This is a genomic window from Arthrobacter zhaoguopingii (assembly GCF_009828605.1).
Classification (GTDB): domain Bacteria; phylum Actinomycetota; class Actinomycetes; order Actinomycetales; family Micrococcaceae; genus Arthrobacter_D; species Arthrobacter_D zhaoguopingii.
The window spans coordinates 212,756-228,809 of sequence record NZ_WIAE01000005.1 but is presented as its reverse complement, the minus strand read 5'-3'; the positions used below and the strand labels follow the sequence as shown (position 1 = coordinate 228,809).

Below are 16,054 nucleotides of genomic sequence, written 5' to 3'. Positions count from 1 at the left end.
ATGGAAATTCGCAAAGTCGCCGTCGTCACCGGAGGATCGCAGGGAATCGGAAAAGGGCTCGCCGCAGCCCTCCGCAACCTCGGCTACGCCGTCGTCGCAAACTCCCGCTCCATCGCCCCCGCCGATGAGTCCGACTTCGTGACCGTCGCCGGTGACATCTCGGATCCCGCTGTCGCGGAGAAGGTCGTCGCCACGGCGGTCGAGAAGTTCGGCCGCATCGACACCCTCGTGAACAATGCCGGCATCTTCGTCGGCAAGCCCTTCACCGAGTACACGAAGGAGGATTACGACCGGGTGGTGCAGGTGAACCTTGGCGGGTTCTTCTACGTAACCCAGCAGGCGATTTCCCGGATGCTCGAGCAGGGCTCCGGACACGTGGTGAATGTGACCACAACCCTGGTCGAATACGCGAACTCGGGCCTTCCCTCCGCCCTGGCCAACCTCACCAAGGGCGGCGTCTCCTCGGTCACCAAGTCGCTCGCGGTCGAATATGCCGGCCGCGGAATCCGCGTCAACGCCGTCTCCCCTGGGCACATCAAGACCCCGCTGCACGCGGGACACAACCATGACGAGCTTGCCGGCCAGCACCCGATCGGCCGGATGGGCACCGTTGAGGACATCGCCAAGGGCGTCCTCTACCTCGAGCAGGCACCCTTCGTCACCGGCGAGGTCCTCCATGTCGACGGCGGCCAGAGCGCCGGCAGCTAGGTTCCCCGGAGCGGGCCGCGCTCCCGCTCCTGCACCGACAGGGACACCGGAGGTGTCCGCACTCCAATTGAAGGACAAGACATGGAAGCGTCTGGAATCGAAGCACCCGCTTCAACCACGTCGGACACCGGCACCCTCGGTATCGTCAGTGCGGTCTTCACCGCCTGGGCGAACGGGATCCGGGACCACCGGCCGGAGGAGGTGGCCTCCCAGTTCACTGAGGACGCACTCTTCCAAGGCCTTGACAGGAGCCACGGCATCGGCCGCCCTGCCGTCATCGCCTACTACGACAAGCAGCCGGCCGGGCTGCAGGCCGACTTCCGGATCCTCGAGCACCGCCGGCTGTCGGTCGACGTCCTCGTGGCCTACGCCGACGTCGACTTCTCGTTCCTCGACGGCAGGGTGATTCCGGTCCACCTGACGGTGGTGCTGCAGCGGACCGGCGGAAGCTGGCTCATCAGCCACTACCACGTCTCGAAGATCCAGTAGGGTCCGGCCCCGCCGTCAGTCGTACGCCCCGGCAAGCGAGGCGAAGATTTCGGCGGCGGGGCCCAGCCGGGCCAGGGGAGCCGACTGCCCGGCCCAGAAACTGGCGAGATCGGCCCGCCCCTTCTCCTCTGCGGCCCTGCGGAAGGGCGAGGTCATCGCGCCAAGGGCCGGATACGGAACATGGGTGTCCCACCCGGATGCCTCCCGGGTCACCCGGTTGACCAGACCCCGGGCCAGGCGCCCGGTGAAGGCGCCGGTCAGGACCGTGCTGCGGCCGGCCGGCCCGGTGACCGCCTCCTTGTGGACCGCCGAGGCGGCCGACTCGTCCGACACGAGGAACGCTGTTCCAACCTGCACACCCTCAGCCCCCAGTTCGTGCGCCGCCCGGACCTGGGAGGTCGTGGCGATGCCGCCGGCGGCAACGACCGGAGTAGAGACAGCGGCCACCACCTGGGGCACCAGCGAGAACGTCCCGACCAGAGATTCCTCCGCCGGGGCGAGGAATGCACCGCGGTGCCCGCCGGCGTCGCTGCCCGAGGCGACGATCACGTCCACGCCGGCCTCCTCAAGGGCGGCCGCCTCGTCGACCGTCGTTGCTGTCCCCACCAGGCGGATTCCGGCGCGCCGCGCGCGGTCCACGGTGTCGGCAGCAGGCACGCCGAACACAAAACTGATGACCGGTGGTGCCGCGGCCAGGAGTGCGTCCACCTGGGCATCGAAGTCAATGGGTGCACCCACCGTCGGCTCCGGCGGGTCGATGCCCAACTCCTCGAAATACGGGGCCAGCAACGCCGCCTGTGCCACCAGTTGGTCGACGCCGGCCGCTGATTCACCACCCAGCGGTATCCAGAGGTTGACCGCGAAGGGCCGGGCCGTCGCACCCCTGAGCCGGCCCACCAGCGCCGTGATCTCCTCGGGAGGGAGGTGGTGGGCGCCGAAGGAGCCAAGCCCGCCGGCCTCCGATACCGCGGCGACAAGGGGCTCGGAGGAGAGGCCACCGCCGAACGGTCCCTGGACGATGGGAAAATCCAGGCCGAGCTGTTGGGCCACCCCGGTGTGCCTATGCAGCGGAGTCATGTCGACAAGCCTTTCATTTCATGATCATTCGTGATTTGCCTTCCCGTCCTTGATATGATAGTGGGCGCTCACCCACAACCAATGCCCCATAGTAGACTGAACATCTAGAAAGGCGATTCCCCATGTCTGCAGACCCGGAAGCTCGCTGGAAGCCGTTCAGCTTTACCGACGCCGCGGCGTCGCTGCGATTGGTCCCCACCGCTCCCGTTCCCAAGGCTGCCCGCGGGCCGAAGGTTCCGGATGAGGGGTATTACGTCGAGGAGCTCGCCGATGGGATGTTCCTGTTGAGCGACGGCTCCTATCAGATGATGTTCGTCGTCACCGATGACGGAGTCGTTGCCGTCGATGCACCACCGACCCTGGGCCGCAACATCCTTCGGGCGATCAAGGGCGTCACGTCGAAGCCCATTACCCAGATCGTCTACAGCCACCAGCATGCCGACCATGTCGGGGCAATGTCGCTCTACCCCCAGGATGTGCCCCGGTATGCCCAGCGGATCACTGCCGAGCGGCTGCGGAAGCTCGGGGATCCGAACCGCCCCCTTCCCACGGTCGAGTTCGACGACGGCTATACGCTGCGGTCGGGCGATCACACCCTGCAGCTTGACTATCAGGGTCCCAACCACGCCGAAGGGAACATTTTCATCCACGAGCCCAAGCGCAAGGTGCTGATGCTCGTGGACGTCATCTTCCCGGGGTGGGTGCCGTTCTCGAACCTTGCCGTGTCCGCCAATGTCCCCGGCTATGTCACTGCCGTCGACCAGACACTGGGGTACTCCTTCGAGAAGCTGGTCTCCGGACACGTAACCCGCACCGGCACCCGCAAGGACGTCGAGGTGCAGGCCGAGTATCTAAGGGACCTGCACAATACGACGGAGGCGGCGCTGTCCTCGGTCGATCTTGGCAGGATTATGGCCCCGGTCGATATGTCGAACGTCTGGGCGGTCTTCCGGGCCTACCTCGATGCGGTCGCGGCGAAGTCGGCCGACGAACTGATTCCACGCTGGGTGGACCGGCTGGGCGGAGCGGACGTCTTCACCCTGCCCAACGCCTGGGCCATGATGGAGGCCCTGCGCCTCGACTACGGAAGCCTCGGCCCGTTCGGCATCGCCGACTAGGGTCCGTTTTCCCGTGCTGCGGCCGTAGGTGCCGATCGGCACCGGCGCCGGGGGTCTCCCATGTGCTCAACCGCACTCCCTTCGGGCCGCCGCCGCTGCCGGATGCCCGCTGGTCCACCCTGCAAACTCCTGCCCCCCCGTTCGACAGCCCGTCGGGGCGCCTGCGGAACAACCGCAGCCAGGGGTTCGGCGGCAGGGGAATTATTTTCCCCGCCCAGTAGTTGATACGCATACGCGATCAACTACTCCTAATCTAGGAGCAGTACGATTCTCCGGATAGGCAGCGCGCAGGCCCACCGTCGAGCAATACAAATTCAACAGCTGGCCGGGGTTGTTCTACCGGCTCTCCCCGGAATAACACTCACCATTTCCGTCTTTACGGGAGCCGGGATAGTGCACGGGAACCCGGTGCTGCGGCACCAACCACCATCAACCACCACCACTCACCAGGAAGAGGATCGTTATGGAATTCAAACTTGAGGTTGTCGCTGTTCCCGTCACGGACGTGGACCGCGCGAAGGCTTTCTACAACTCGCTGGGCTGGCGCTTCGACGCCGACTTCACCGTTGACGAGGACCTGCGGGTCGTGCAGTTCACCCCTCCGGGCTCGGGTGCCTCGATCATGATCGGCAAGGGCATCACCGCCGGCGCACCCGGCTCCCTGCAGGGCCTGTACCTGATCGTCGATGACATCATCGCCGCCCGCGAGGACATTGCCGCCCGCGGCATCGAGATCTCCGAGGTCTGGCACGACGCCAAGGGCATCTGGCACCACGAAGGCGGGAAGGACCGCGTCGCCGGGCCCGACCCCGAGCGCAAGACCTACGCCTCCTACGCCTCCTTCACCGACCCGGACGGCAACGGCTGGTTCCTCCAGGAAATCACCACCCGCCTGCCCGGCCGCAGCTGACCCCTCCAAATCGCCCCGGCCGCGGCGTCGGCACCCCGGGACGCCGCGGCGGTTCCAACCAGCAGGACCGTGCCGGTAAAGCAGCACCGGAACGTGGAAGACATCAACGCAGAAGAGATCTAAGGCAGAACCGAAACTTTGAGGGAAGACACGACGATGGAAAAAACTGAGTACGACCTGATTGTTCTGGGCGGAGGTGCAGTTGGCGAGAATGTGGCCGACCGTGCCGTCCAGGGCGGATTGACCGCAGTGGTCGTTGAGGCCGAGCTGGTCGGAGGCGAGTGCTCGTATTGGGCGTGCATGCCCTCGAAGGCGCTGCTGCGCTCAGCCCAGGTGCTGCGTGCGGCTCGGCACATGCCCGGCGCCGCCGAGGCGGTCACCGGCGAGCTGAACGTTGACGCGGTGCTGGCCCGGCGGAATGCCTTCACCAGCAACTGGGACGACGCCGGCCAGGTGGGCTGGCTCGAAGGCGCCGGAATCGACCTGGTGCGCGGCCATGGCCGGATCAGCGGCACCAAGGAGGTCACTGTGACCGCCTCCGACGGTACCGTCACCGTGCTCACCGCACGCCACGCGGTGGCCGTGACCACCGGCTCCGATGCCGTGCTTCCCCCCATCGAAGGCCTGGCCGAGGCCCGCCCCTGGACGTCCCGGGAGGCAACCAGCATCAAGTCCGTGCCCGAGAGCGTTGCCATCATTGGCGGCGGTGTCGTGGCAACGGAGATGGCCACCGCCTTCGCCGGCTTTGGCACGAAGGTCACCATGATCGCACGCAGCGGCCTGCTCACCGAGATGGAGCCCTTCGCGGGAGAGATGGTCGGCGCATCCCTGCGCGAGCTGGGCGCCACGGTGCTCACCGACACCAAGACCACGAAGGTCACGCGGGACGGGGATACCGTCACCATCGAGACTTCCGACGGCGGCACGATCACCGCCGGAGAGGTCATCGTGGCCACCGGGCGCAGCCCGCGCAGCTCCGACATCGGTCTGGAGACCGTGGGACTCACGGCCGGTGCCTGGCTGGAAACGGATGACACGATGCAGGTGCCCGGCTACGACTGGCTCTACGCAGCCGGCGATGTGACCGGGCGGGTGCTGCTGACCCACCAGGGCAAGTACCAGGCGCGCGCGGCAGGCGACGTGATTGCGGCCCGGGCCACCGGCGCCGTGGTCTCGGACGGCCCGTGGGGCACGCATGTGGCCACCGCCGATCACGAGGCGGTTCCGCAGGTGACCTTCACCGACCCCGAGGTTGCCTCGGTGGGCCTGACCGCCGCGGCTGCATGCCGCGCCGGTTATGAGATCCGGGTGGTGGATTACGAGCTCGGCTGGACTGCCGGTGCCTCGGTCCACGCCGATGGGTACACCGGCAAGGCCCGCATGATTGTCGACGAAAAGCGCAAGGTCGTCCTTGGGGTGACCTTCGTCGGACCCGACGTCGCCGAGCTGGTCCAGGCCGCGACCATGATCATCGTCGGCGAGGTCCCCCTTGACCGTCTCTGGCACGCAGTGCCGGCCTACCCGACGATCAGTGAGATCTGGCTGCGCCTGCTCGAAACCTACGGCCGCCCCCAGCCGGTCAAGGCTGGTTAGCAGACCCTTCCCGGTTGCCGGCTCCACCGGTCACCGCATCGCTGTCGGGGGCGGCCCTGTCAGGGTCGTCCCCGCGGCACCTGGTGTGTCGCACCCCGCGGCGCACCCCAATGTGCCGCCCCCGCGGCACCCCTCTATGGCGCCCCGCGGCGCACCCCGGCGCCCCTGCCGGGCCTACTAGGAGAACCCAATGGCGCTTTCGGAACATGAGCAGAAGCTGTTCGACCAGCTGGAGAAACAGCTCGAGGACGAGGACCCCAGGCTTGCAGCCACACTGGCCACGGCCGCGGCGCCCTCCCTTTCAACCCGGCGTATCGTTCTCGGTGTGCTCATCGATTTCGTCGGACTCCTCACCGTGTTCGTTGGAGTGATGCTCTCGGGCCTGGCGCCCAGTATCTTTGTCGGCGTCTTCGGCTTCGCCGTGATGGTCGCCGGCCTGCATGTCGCCCTGAGTGCAGCCGGATCGAAGCCGCCCACCCCTCAGTGGTTGCTCCCCGAACTAAGGAGTTGACCTTTCGACCGGTGCCCGGCTCCGCACTCAGTCGCTGAGCCGGTCCAGAATCGACGCCGCCGACCCCGCAACGCACCGGTTGAAGCCGGTGCCGGCCCACAGATTGATGCGGTGGGGGTCGTTCGCCGCCGCCGCGGCCGCCCGCAGCGGACTCGTCAGGTGATGGATCTCGGGATAGCCGAACGGCGCCACCGGGTCGTACCGCCTCATGAAGTCGTTGGAAAGGCCCCGGGCATACCGGCCCGAGAAGGCCCTGGTGACCGCGGTGGCTGGAAACGCGGGTGAGGCCAGCGCCGCCCGGTGCGCCGCCCGCGTTCCCGCCTCCTCGGCCCGCAGGAAGGCGGTTCCCGCCTGCACTGCCACGGCACCCCGGACCAGGGCCTCCTGAACATCGGCGCGCGTGGCGACGCCGCCCGCGGCGATCAGGGGAATTCCCACCCCGGCCAGGTCTTCGAGGAGCGCGTGAAGGGGCGTTGGATTGCCCGGTGCGGTGGCGTCGAAGGTCCCGCGGTGCCCGCCGGCTTCGGGCCCCTGAACGGAAAGGGAATCCGCCCCTGCCGCGGCGGCCTTCTCCGCTTCGGGCCGTGAGGTGACGGTGACCGTCACGGCCACTCCCCGGTCTTGGAGCGCTTCGATGAGGCCGGCCTCCGGTACGTCGAAGGTGAAGGATGCGACGGCCGGAGCGAGTTCGAGGAGGACACCGATCTTGTTCTCCCAGTCGTCGTCGTCGTATCTCGGCTCACCCGGGTCCACCCCGAGGCGTTCCGCTTCGGGGGCGAGGGCCCGCGCGTACTCGGCCACCTGGTCGGGACGGGCGACCGAGGGCTGGGGGACGAAGAGATTGACGCCGAACGGGGCGTCGGTCGCTTCCCTCACCGCGGTGATCTCGGCGCGCAGTGCGTTGGCCGTCTTGTACCCCGCGGCGAGGAATCCAAGTCCGCCCGCCCCGCTCACCGCGGCGGCCAGCCGCGGCGTGGACGGGCCGCCGGCCATGGGGGCCTGGACCACCGGCCGGGGAATGTGCGTGATAGCAAAACGGTTAGCTCTATTCGTGGAGGCGTTCACAATGCCGGCCCCTTTCGTACGGAAGTGCGTTTGGACGGCGGAGCCCGCGGATGCGGACACTCCGGTTCGCTTCCAGTAATTCACATTTCGTCAAAGTCGACCGCACGTCCGGTTTTTCAGGCCGGAGCCCGTCGACGACGAGCTGCACGGCCACCGTGCGGCGGTCAACATCACCTCGCGGTCAGCCGCGCCACCAGGAGACTCATTTGTCCACCACCCAGTCATCCTTCGACAGCTCAGCACCTGCTGCTCGTTCCCGCTTCACCCTTCCCGCCCCGGTAGCCTTCGTGGGAAGCGCGATCGCCTTCACCAGTCTGTACCTTGCGGCGGGAGCGCCGACACCCCTGCTGCCGCTCTACCAGGAGCAATGGAACTTCCCGGCGGTCGTCCTGACGGCGGCGTTCGCCGCCTACGCCGGAGGTTTCCTCGCGGCCCTCCTGACTGTGGGCTCCCTCTCCGACCATATCGGCCGCCGGCCCGTGCTCATCGGCGCCCTCCTGGTGCAGCTCGTCTCGACCATAATGTTCGTTCTCGCGCCCGACGCCGGCTGGGTGATCGCAGCGCGGGTTGTCCAGGGCATCGCCACGGGCGCCGCGACCAGCGCGTTCTCGGCCTCGCTCGCCGAACTCGCCCCGGCGAACCGCAAGAAGCTCGGGGCCATCCTCGGCAGCGTCGGCGTGACCGGCGGCCTCGCCCTGGGCGCCCTGCTCGCCGGGTTCGCCATCGAGTTCACCCCTTCCCCGAACGGCCTGATCTATACGGTCCTCGCCGTCATCGCGGTCCTGGGGATCATCGTCGTCGCCCTGACCCCCGAGAGTGCGACGCGCCGCCCCGGAGCGTGGCGTTCCCTGATCCCGCGCGTGGCCATCGCTGCCGCTGCCCGGAAGGAATTCGCCGCCGCCGCCCCCGTCATCGCCGCGACCTGGATGCTCGCCGGGCTCTCCCTCGGGCTTGCGCCGACGCTCGTGCGGAACGTCTTCGAGGTTGACAGCGCCCTGCTTAACGGCCTGGTCGGTTTCGTTGCGTCGGGCGCCTCGGCGGTCGCCGGCATCGTGTTCTCCCGCCTGGCCCCGCGCGCCGGAATAAAGCTCGGGATCTACGCCGCGGCCGTCGCTGCCACCGGCATCGTAGTGGGCGTGCTCACCGGGACCCTCGTTCTGATGGTCGCCAGCTTCGTGATCGGGGGCATCGGCTTCGGCAGCGCCTTCTCGGCATCCCTGCGTCTCATCGTGCCGCTGACCGACCCGCAGCACCGCGCGGGAACCATCGCCTCCGTCTTCGTCGTCGCGTACATCGCCTTCGGCCTGCCGGTCGTCCTGGTCGGCCTGCTCGCCGCGCCCCTGGGTCTGCCGACCACGGTTGTGGGATACGGAGCCGTAATCCTGCTCCTCGGGCTGATCGGCCTGATCGCCCAGTTCCGCGTCGCCCGCAAGGCCCGGGCCTAGCCTCGGCCGGCCAGTAACGGGCTCCTGCCGGTCCGCATTGGCCGCCCCGGCAACCCGGGGCAGCAGCTGAACGCACGACGAACGCGCCATCCGGTGAGAACCGGGTGGCGCGTTCTGCATGTGCCGGGCGCCGCACCGGGCCACAGGACAGGACGCCGGCCGGGGCCCTACCCGAAGGTGAAGCAGTAGACCCCCGCTCCCGGGTCGAGGAACTCGATCTCGGCGGTGCCCTCGGTCACGGGACCGCTGCGCCGAAGGAGCTGGTACAGGCCGGGCCCGGTGATCGTGCCGTAGCCGGCTTCATCGATGTCCAGGCCGGAATCGGCGCCGGGTTCCAAGCCGTCCAACAGGACCCGCAGGCGGACCGCCAAGCCCGGTGCGGCCGGAGCCGCAACCAGGTGGAGGTCGCGGGCGTGGAAGCGGCAGAGCAGACGGCCTCCCGGAGCCTCGGACACCGCCGCCTCAGCGCCGGCCGTCCAGGTGCCCGCCAGGGCCCACTGCCCGCGCCGCAGCCGTGAAGGCGCGGAATAGGCGTGCAGGCGGTCGAATGCCAGGCCGCCCGGGGAAGCGAACCCCGAGGTCCGCTGGTATCCCAGGTAGGTTTCGGCCGACCGGAGGGTGTTCCAGTCCGCGGCGGCCTCGATTCCCGCACCGGTGACCGGCCCCACCGCCGGACCGGGATCGGTTGTCCCCGCCTCGGCGAGCAGCCGCCGGAGCGCCGCCTCGGTTTCGTCGTAGTCACCCTCACCGAAGCTGGTATGGCGGAGGCGGCCGCGCGCGTCCAGGAGATACACGGCCGGCCAGTAATGGTTGTCGAAGGAGCGCCAGACCCGAAAGGAGTTATCGACAGCGACCGGATAGCCGATCGACAGGGCCTCCATAGCGGGCCGGACATTCCCGACGTCGTGCTCGAAGGAGAATTCGGGCGAGTGCACCCCGATCACCACCAGGCCGTGGCGCCGGTAGGCCTCCTCCCAGGCGCGCACATACGGCAGAGCCCGGAGCCAGTTGATGCACGTGTAGGTCCAGAAGTTGACCAGAACCACCCGGCTCCGCAGGGCAGCCCCGGTCAGTGGAGGCGAGTTGAGCCATCCGGTGGCACCGGCGAAGGAGAGCGGCTCATCCTCCGGCAGCCGGCCCCCGGGCTCGACGGCCGGGCTCTCGGCCGGACCGACGTCGTTCGACACGTTCTTTGGGAAGTCGTCATCGGAAATCATGATGGAGTTCCTTCGCTCGGTGCGGGCCCCAGTGGACCATTATGGGCACTCCGGACCATTTACCGCACCCGTCCAGCACCCCGTTCAGCCACCCGCCCCACCGCGCCTGCCACGTCGGCCTGCGCGCCCCGCGTTGCACCGCGGTACTGCAACCGGGGAAGGTGGAGGGGACATTTCCGATTGGAACAGTATGGGTCGGAGCAGGCGGGGCGGAAACTGGGTGGATCGTAACAGTGTGGGTCGGAACAGGAGAGAGCGGCATGGATGGTAACCGTGGGTGCACCGGAGTGGTGACGGACGGGGTCATGACAGACCGGTCAACGGGCGGAGGGACCCTGTGGCTTCGCTGATCGGACGCCTGCAGTCCTCCTGGACCGTCGCCGTCCCTGCGGTGGCACTGGTCGTGCTTGTCCTGTCCTGGCAGCGGAACCTGGGCGCCGTGGCGGTCGCCGTTGTCGCCGTCGTCCTGGTGGGGTCGATCCTGGCCGCAGTGCACCATGCCGAGGTGATCGCCCACCGGGTGGGGGAGCCCTTCGGGTCGCTTGTCCTCGCGGTGGCGGTGACGGTGATCGAGGTGGCGCTGATCGTGACGCTGATGATTTCCGGCGGCCCGGAGACCGCCTCCCTGGCGCGGGACACGGTGTTCGCCGCGGTGATGATCACTGTCAACGGGATCGTGGGGTTGTCGCTGCTCGTGGGCGCAGTGCGCTTCGGGACCGTTCGGTTCAATGTCGAGGGGTCTGGCGCCGCCCTTGGGGTGATTGCCATGCTCGCCACCATGACCCTGGTGCTGCCCAGCTTCACCTCCGCCCGCTCCGGGCCGGAATTCTCCCCGGCGCAGCTGGCCTTTGCCGGGATTTCCTCCCTTGCCCTGTATGCCGCCTTCGTCTCCACCCAGACAGTGCGGCACCGCGACTTCTTCCTGCCGGTGCCGGCACACGCGGGCCGGCGCGCTGCGGCCGCCGACGACGCCGAGGAGCACGCCGCACCTCCCACCACGCGCACGGCGCTGCTCAGTCTCGGCCTGCTGGCGGTCGCCCTGGTGGCTGTCGTCGGACTGGCGAAGGCCGTGTCACCCGCCATCGAGGCGGGGGTGAAGGCAGCCGGCATTCCCGAGTCGTTTGTCGGTGTAATCATTGCGCTGCTGGTGCTCACGCCGGAGGGCATCGCCGCCACCCGTGCGGCGCTGCGCGACAGGATTCAGACGAGCCTCAACCTCGGCTACGGCTCGGCGATTGCGAGCATCGGCCTAACCGTTCCCGTGATTGCCCTATCCACCCTCTGGCTTGAGGGCCCCCTGATCCTGGGTCTCGGCTCCACCCAGATCGTGCTGCTGACCCTGACGGTCGTCGTCAGCGTGCTCACGGTGGCGCCCGGCCGTGCGACCCGGCTCCAGGGAACCGTGCACCTCATCCTGTTTGCGGCCTTCATCTTCCTCGCCATCAATCCCTGACTCTCCCGGGAACCTCTAGTCCTTTATTAGGACTGCATGATATTCTTTGAGGACTCATTCCCCACAGAAGGTTTTCCATGCGCATTCAGGGCTCAACCGTTTTTGTCACCGGGGCCAATCGTGGCCTCGGCCGCCTCTTCGTCGAGGAACTCCTCGAGCGCGGAGCAGTGAAGGTCTACGCGGCCTCCCGGTCCGGCATCGAGGTCAGCCAGCCCGGCGTCGTGCCCGTGGCCCTCGACATCACCGACCCCGCCGCCGTCGCCGCGGCCGCCGCCGCCGCGCAGGACGTCAACATCCTGATCAACAATGCGGGCATCCTCACCCCCACCAGCCTCCTGAAGGGCTCCACGGCCGCGGTGCGGCAGGAGATGGAGACCAACTTCTTCGGCACCCTCGAGGTGACGCGGGCATTCGCGCCCATCATCGCCGCGAACGGCGGCGGAGCGATCCACAATGTGCTCTCCGTGTTGTCCTGGGCGCATTTCCCCGACGTCGGAGCGTACGGCGCCGCGAAGGCCGCCTCCTGGGCGATGACCAACGCCACCCGGCAGGAGCTCGCACCCCGGGGCATCGCCGTCTCCGCGCTGCACGTGGGCTGGATGGACACCGATATGGGCGCGCACATCCCGGCCGAGCAGAAGTCCGACCCCGCCGAGGTGGTTTCCGCAGCCCTTGACGCCGTCGAGGACGGCGAGCCGGAGGTGCTCTTCGGCGAGCTGACCCACAATGTGCGTGAGGCGCTCGCCGGCGACCTCTCGCAGCTTTACCCCGACATCACCGTCCGGGAGCTCCAGGTCAGCTAGCCGGCCGCTCCGTCCCGGACGGAGATTCCCTTGACCGAAGCAGCGGGGCCTCCGGCCATGGGGGCCCCGCTGCTTCAGTTAAGGGGCTGCTTCAGCCCCCTGAACGCTCCCAGTCCGGGCGCAGAATGGACATAAGGTCGGCGTCGATGTAGTCGCCGTCGAACTTGAATACCTCCCGCAGGGTTCCCTCCACGACGAAGCCTGCCTTCTCGTAGGCCCGGCGGGCGCGGGGGTTGAATGCGAAAACCTCGAGGGAGATCCGGTGGAGCCTTGTGGCGGTGAAGGCATGGCCGAGGAGAAGGCGGGTCGCCTCGGATCCGATGCCGCGGTCCCGTCCCGCCGGCCCAAGCAGGATGCGGAAGTTGCAGGCATCGTCGTCGGGCTGCCACTCATTGAGCACCGCTTCACCGACGCAGCCGCCAGTCCGGGAATCGACGACGGCAAGGTCCAGCCGGTCCCGCTGATGGGCCCGGGTCTGGTACCAGGTGCGCGTCCGCTCATCCAGCGTTCCAGTCCCAGCTTCCGCCTCGGCGGTGGAATGGACACTTCCGGTGAGGCGGAGCACCTCGGGATCGGCGAGGATGGGCCCCATCGCCTCGATGTCTCCGGAGGTGAAGGGACGAAGCGTGCACAGGGTTCCGTTGAGGGTGGGATGCTCGGAAAAGAGGACCTGTGAGGACATGGTCGAAGTGTAGGTTATCCGGCGGAACCCGGACCGCCGTTCAGCATCCTGGCCACCTTCGCCTCCAGGGAGGCGACCGCCGTGTCCGGCAGCACGATCAGTCCGTCGAGTTCCCGCCGCGCCCGCCGGTACGCGGTCTGCCGCTCGGCCGGGCTGGCAGCGTCGTCGAGCGCCAGGGCGAGCAGTTTCCGTGCCCGGGCCAGCCGCTGGCGTTCCGGTCCGGTGAAGGCCGAGTCCTTGAGCCGGCGTGCCTCCGCCTCGGCGATCTGGAAGGCGACGTCGTAGTCATTGACCGCCGAGCGGTACTCGGCAAATTCGGCGGCGCTCAGGGCCTCCGGTGCGGCCGGGCGGAGTGCGTCGGCCGCGCGCTTGGCGCGGAGGAAGGCGACCGTCAGGGGTTCACGCACGTCGGTCATCAGGGGGTAGTCGATCAGCTTCCCCACGTCGAGTTCGTAGTCCAGCCACTTCCGGTTGACGGCGTCATGGGCGGCGGTCACCGCTTCCACCTCGCCGATCCTCGCCTGCCGGACCTGCTCGCCCTGGTGCTTCAGTGTGTAGAGCTCCACCCTGCGCTGGTGCCTGCGCTCATTGGCCCGGGACCAGGACCGTCCCCAGGCAGCGAACACCCCGCTCAGCGGAAAGATGAGCCACCAGTAGCTGCCGGCGAATTCGAAGAGGGGCTCCACGGCATCATCGTAGTTCCGGTGCCCGCCCCGCGCACTGGAACCGGGCAGCGGAAGACCCGGTGCGGATGTGCCGCACCGGGTCTTTCTGCTGTCACCGTCGGGTGGTGCGGTTCAGCAGCTGCTCCAGGGCGATCGTCCCGTCGGTCTTGGGCAGCACCAGCCACAGCACCCCGTACATCGGAAGGCTCACCACCGGGAGCAGGAAGCTCAGGAGCATTGCGATCCGCACGTAGGACACCGGCCAGTTGAACTGCGCCGCGATCCCCGAGGCGATGCCCCCGAGGATGCCGCCGGGTGCGCGCTTGACGGGGGAGGAGCGGAGGATCCGGAAGAGGGTGTCCATGGTGAGCCTTTCGTTGAGAGGACGGAGTCAGAGGCTTGGGGTTTCAGTATGGCCGTTATCGTCATCGGGGTCGTCGCCCGCCGCGGATGACCGGCGCGTCATCGAGGAGATGCCGCCCACCACGAGGGCGATACCCGCGCCGATGAGCAGTCCCAGGAGCACTATTCCCAGGTCGAAACGGATGCCGGTAAGCAGTGAGACAAGGATCAGGGCCGCGACCGCCAGGATCACCGCTCCCCAGACGACGGTTCCCGTACGCACCCGGCGGGGTGCTGCTGACTTTTCGAAGGTACTCATTGGTCGAATCCATTCTCGTTTTGTGAAACGCTGACCTGGCTGACGGCGCCGCCGACCTCGAGGATGATCGACGGACCGTCGGCTGTTTCGTTCAGCTGGGTGGTTCCGGGCTGCCAGAACCCTTCGGAGACGGAGGCGTCGACGCCTTCGCCCGTGCGCACCGAGCCGAGGGCGACCTCGGAGCGGACCTCGACCGGCACGTCGCTCGGGACGAGGACGTCCACTTTGCTGGCCAGCACCCGCACCGGGACAACGACGTCGGACCTCAGGTTGTCGAGGCTGCGCAGGTCAAGCGTGCTGCGCCCGGCGACAACCGTGTAGCCCTCCTCCGCGGCCCGGACCGAGGATGCCGACAGCGGAGTCTCCCTGCCCACCACCGAGGCGCCGTCGTCGAAGTTGGCGGCTGCCACCGCCGACCCGATGAGGGCGGCGAAGACCATGGCGCCGGCAGCGAAACCGACGAACCCCGAGGACCGCCCGATCAGGCCAAGGATCACCACGGCGAGGCCAAGGACGGCGGCGCCGGAGGCGAGGGCCACGGGAAGCGCTGTCCGGCCGAGGTCGATCAGGGCCGCGTAGTCGAGGGCCAGGATGATGCCGACGGCGAGCACGGCCGCACCCAGGCTGAGTGCCACGCCGCTGCCGGTGGGTCCGGGGGTGCGGGGGCGCGGCGGCGGTACCGGGCGCAGGGCGTAGCTCGGAGGCAGCGACCCCGGGGGAAAGGACCCGCCGGAGAGGTAATCGGACGGCGTGTACCCGGTGGACGGGGAGTACCCGGATCCGGGGAAGTCGGACGGCAACGGGCCGGCCGGGCGGGGAGGGACAGCGCCCGTGCCCAGAGGCTCCGTCGACGGATACTGCTGGCCGGTGGGCGGAGATCCCGCCTGATAGCTCGTGGCCGGAAACTGCTGGGTCGCTCCGGGTGCGCCGTACGCACCCATCATCCCGGGTGCGCCGGCCGGCCTGCCGCCGGCTACCGGGCTGTTCCTGCTGCGCGCGGTCAGCGCCCAGTACACGGCATAGACGGCGGCGCCGACCCAGATCAGGGTCCACAGCAGCTGCCACCCGCCGCCCTCATCGCCGAGGAACGGCAGGTTCGGCCGCCAGAGCCCGGCGATGACCAGGAGCAGCGCCCCGGTCATTCCCGAGGTCCAGTTGCCGCGTCCGGCCGACTCGACGTGGATGCGTCCGTCCGGTTCGGGCAGGAGCGCCCACGCCAGGCCGTACAGCAGGACGCCGATGCCGCCGAAGACCGCCAGCACCACGACAATGCCCCGGACCAGGGCAACATCGAGCCCCGTGCGGTAGGCGATGCCTCCCGCCACCCCGCCGATCCAGCGGGCGGAGGTGCGGGTGATCTGCAGTGAGCGCATCCGGTCGAAGAAGGCGTTCGACGCCGCAGGGCGGGGCGGCGGGGCCGCCGTGGAGCCGGACCGGCTGGAATAGCCTCCGCCCGGGCCGGTGGAGAAACCGGCCGGGTCGGGGACGCCGCCCGGAGGGGCGTCGCCGGTGGGGCGTTCTGGAGGCAGCGGTTCAAGGGGCGGTTCGGAAGTCATAGTCCGATCCTTCCAGCGCTCTGCTGCACCAGCTATCGGGGGCTGCCCTGAATTCGCCCCTGAGGGAACCCCTGATTGTGCGCCCGGGGCATCCCCGAAGC

17 protein-coding genes are annotated in these 16,054 nt (G+C 68.4%); 9 read left to right on the top strand and 8 right to left on the bottom strand.

Going from position 1 to position 16,054, the window contains the following annotated elements:
- Entirely contained in the window at positions 1 to 708 is a 708-nt protein-coding gene (locus GVV77_RS08585; RefSeq protein ID WP_159617697.1) for an SDR family NAD(P)-dependent oxidoreductase, read from the top strand.
- Between the two features lie 81 nt (positions 709 to 789).
- The gene (locus tag GVV77_RS08580; RefSeq protein ID WP_159617696.1) at positions 790 to 1,197 is read left to right on the top strand and encodes a nuclear transport factor 2 family protein; all 408 of its coding nucleotides are present in this window, start codon (positions 790 to 792) and stop codon (positions 1,195 to 1,197) included.
- A 15-nt stretch (positions 1,198 to 1,212) separates the two neighbouring features.
- Here GVV77_RS08580 and GVV77_RS08575 read toward each other — a convergent pair whose 3' ends face one another.
- Positions 1,213 to 2,274: an NAD(P)H-dependent flavin oxidoreductase gene (locus GVV77_RS08575; RefSeq protein ID WP_159617695.1), complete on the bottom strand. Its 1,062-nt coding sequence runs from the start codon at positions 2,272 to 2,274 to the stop codon at positions 1,213 to 1,215.
- A 122-nt stretch (positions 2,275 to 2,396) separates the two neighbouring features.
- Between GVV77_RS08575 and GVV77_RS08570 the strand changes: the two genes are divergently transcribed.
- From GVV77_RS08570 to GVV77_RS08555, 4 genes are all read left to right on the top strand, one after another.
- On the top strand, positions 2,397 to 3,392 hold the full coding sequence (locus tag GVV77_RS08570) for an MBL fold metallo-hydrolase (protein ID WP_159617694.1): 996 nt from the start codon (positions 2,397 to 2,399) through the stop codon (positions 3,390 to 3,392).
- A 463-nt stretch (positions 3,393 to 3,855) separates the two neighbouring features.
- Positions 3,856 to 4,302, top strand: coding sequence for a VOC family protein (locus tag GVV77_RS08565; protein WP_159617693.1), 447 nt, complete (start codon positions 3,856 to 3,858; stop codon positions 4,300 to 4,302).
- A gap of 156 nt (positions 4,303 to 4,458) precedes the next feature.
- Complete coding sequence (locus GVV77_RS08560) at positions 4,459 to 5,895, top strand: dihydrolipoyl dehydrogenase family protein (protein WP_159617692.1); 1,437 nt, start codon at positions 4,459 to 4,461, stop codon at positions 5,893 to 5,895.
- Positions 5,896 to 6,085: 190 nt separating this feature from the next.
- Complete coding sequence (locus tag GVV77_RS08555) at positions 6,086 to 6,406, top strand: DUF3040 domain-containing protein (RefSeq protein ID WP_159617691.1); 321 nt, start codon at positions 6,086 to 6,088, stop codon at positions 6,404 to 6,406.
- 27 nt (positions 6,407 to 6,433) lie between these two features.
- Here the strand turns inward: GVV77_RS08555 and GVV77_RS08550 are convergent, their stop codons facing one another.
- Entirely contained in the window at positions 6,434 to 7,414 is a 981-nt protein-coding gene (locus GVV77_RS08550; protein ID WP_246199707.1) for a nitronate monooxygenase, read from the bottom strand.
- A 263-nt stretch (positions 7,415 to 7,677) separates the two neighbouring features.
- Between GVV77_RS08550 and GVV77_RS08545 the strand changes: the two genes are divergently transcribed.
- Complete coding sequence (locus tag GVV77_RS08545) at positions 7,678 to 8,916, top strand: MFS transporter (protein ID WP_201291318.1); 1,239 nt, start codon at positions 7,678 to 7,680, stop codon at positions 8,914 to 8,916.
- A gap of 167 nt (positions 8,917 to 9,083) precedes the next feature.
- Here GVV77_RS08545 and GVV77_RS08540 read toward each other — a convergent pair whose 3' ends face one another.
- A complete protein-coding gene (locus GVV77_RS08540; protein ID WP_159617689.1) occupies positions 9,084 to 10,133 on the bottom strand; it encodes a thioredoxin family protein in 1,050 nt (349 codons plus the stop codon).
- A gap of 346 nt (positions 10,134 to 10,479) precedes the next feature.
- Between GVV77_RS08540 and GVV77_RS08535 the strand changes: the two genes are divergently transcribed.
- Together GVV77_RS08535 and GVV77_RS08530 are read left to right on the top strand one after the other, a co-directional pair.
- Entirely contained in the window at positions 10,480 to 11,586 is a 1,107-nt protein-coding gene (locus tag GVV77_RS08535; RefSeq protein WP_159617879.1) for a calcium:cation antiporter, read from the top strand.
- Between the two features lie 77 nt (positions 11,587 to 11,663).
- Entirely contained in the window at positions 11,664 to 12,389 is a 726-nt protein-coding gene (locus GVV77_RS08530; RefSeq protein ID WP_159617688.1) for an SDR family oxidoreductase, read from the top strand.
- Between the two features lie 91 nt (positions 12,390 to 12,480).
- Here GVV77_RS08530 and GVV77_RS08525 read toward each other — a convergent pair whose 3' ends face one another.
- From GVV77_RS08525 to GVV77_RS08505, 5 genes are all read right to left on the bottom strand, one after another.
- Positions 12,481 to 13,071: a GNAT family N-acetyltransferase gene (locus GVV77_RS08525; RefSeq protein ID WP_159617687.1), complete on the bottom strand. Its 591-nt coding sequence runs from the start codon at positions 13,069 to 13,071 to the stop codon at positions 12,481 to 12,483.
- Between the two features lie 14 nt (positions 13,072 to 13,085).
- Positions 13,086 to 13,757 (bottom strand): hypothetical protein, encoded by a 672-nt coding sequence (locus GVV77_RS08520; protein ID WP_159617686.1) that lies wholly within the window; start codon positions 13,755 to 13,757, stop codon positions 13,086 to 13,088.
- A gap of 91 nt (positions 13,758 to 13,848) precedes the next feature.
- Positions 13,849 to 14,100: a PspC domain-containing protein gene (locus GVV77_RS08515; protein ID WP_159617685.1), complete on the bottom strand. Its 252-nt coding sequence runs from the start codon at positions 14,098 to 14,100 to the stop codon at positions 13,849 to 13,851.
- Between the two features lie 27 nt (positions 14,101 to 14,127).
- Positions 14,128 to 14,397: a hypothetical protein gene (locus tag GVV77_RS08510; protein WP_159617684.1), complete on the bottom strand. Its 270-nt coding sequence runs from the start codon at positions 14,395 to 14,397 to the stop codon at positions 14,128 to 14,130.
- Positions 14,394 to 15,953 (bottom strand): PspC domain-containing protein, encoded by a 1,560-nt coding sequence (locus GVV77_RS08505; protein ID WP_159617683.1) that lies wholly within the window; start codon positions 15,951 to 15,953, stop codon positions 14,394 to 14,396. Before GVV77_RS08505 ends, GVV77_RS08510 begins: the two co-directional genes overlap by 4 nt.
- Positions 15,954 to 16,054 lie beyond the last annotated feature (101 nt).

Coding starts and splice junctions, on each gene's coding strand:
- GVV77_RS08540 (WP_159617689.1), bottom strand. CDS start 10,133: ATGATTTCCGATGACGACTTCCCAAAGAACGTGTCGAACGACGTCGGT.
- GVV77_RS08555 (WP_159617691.1), top strand. CDS start 6,086: ATGGCGCTTTCGGAACATGAGCAGAAGCTGTTCGACCAGCTGGAGAAA.
- GVV77_RS08560 (WP_159617692.1), top strand. CDS start 4,459: ATGGAAAAAACTGAGTACGACCTGATTGTTCTGGGCGGAGGTGCAGTT.
- GVV77_RS08530 (WP_159617688.1), top strand. CDS start 11,664: ATGCGCATTCAGGGCTCAACCGTTTTTGTCACCGGGGCCAATCGTGGC.
- GVV77_RS08585 (WP_159617697.1), top strand. CDS start 1: ATGGAAATTCGCAAAGTCGCCGTCGTCACCGGAGGATCGCAGGGAATC.
- GVV77_RS08575 (WP_159617695.1), bottom strand. CDS start 2,274: ATGACTCCGCTGCATAGGCACACCGGGGTGGCCCAACAGCTCGGCCTG.
- GVV77_RS08570 (WP_159617694.1), top strand. CDS start 2,397: ATGTCTGCAGACCCGGAAGCTCGCTGGAAGCCGTTCAGCTTTACCGAC.
- GVV77_RS08510 (WP_159617684.1), bottom strand. CDS start 14,397: ATGAGTACCTTCGAAAAGTCAGCAGCACCCCGCCGGGTGCGTACGGGA.
- GVV77_RS08505 (WP_159617683.1), bottom strand. CDS start 15,953: ATGACTTCCGAACCGCCCCTTGAACCGCTGCCTCCAGAACGCCCCACC.
- GVV77_RS08525 (WP_159617687.1), bottom strand. CDS start 13,071: ATGTCCTCACAGGTCCTCTTTTCCGAGCATCCCACCCTCAACGGAACC.
- GVV77_RS08515 (WP_159617685.1), bottom strand. CDS start 14,100: ATGGACACCCTCTTCCGGATCCTCCGCTCCTCCCCCGTCAAGCGCGCA.
- GVV77_RS08580 (WP_159617696.1), top strand. CDS start 790: ATGGAAGCGTCTGGAATCGAAGCACCCGCTTCAACCACGTCGGACACC.
- GVV77_RS08565 (WP_159617693.1), top strand. CDS start 3,856: ATGGAATTCAAACTTGAGGTTGTCGCTGTTCCCGTCACGGACGTGGAC.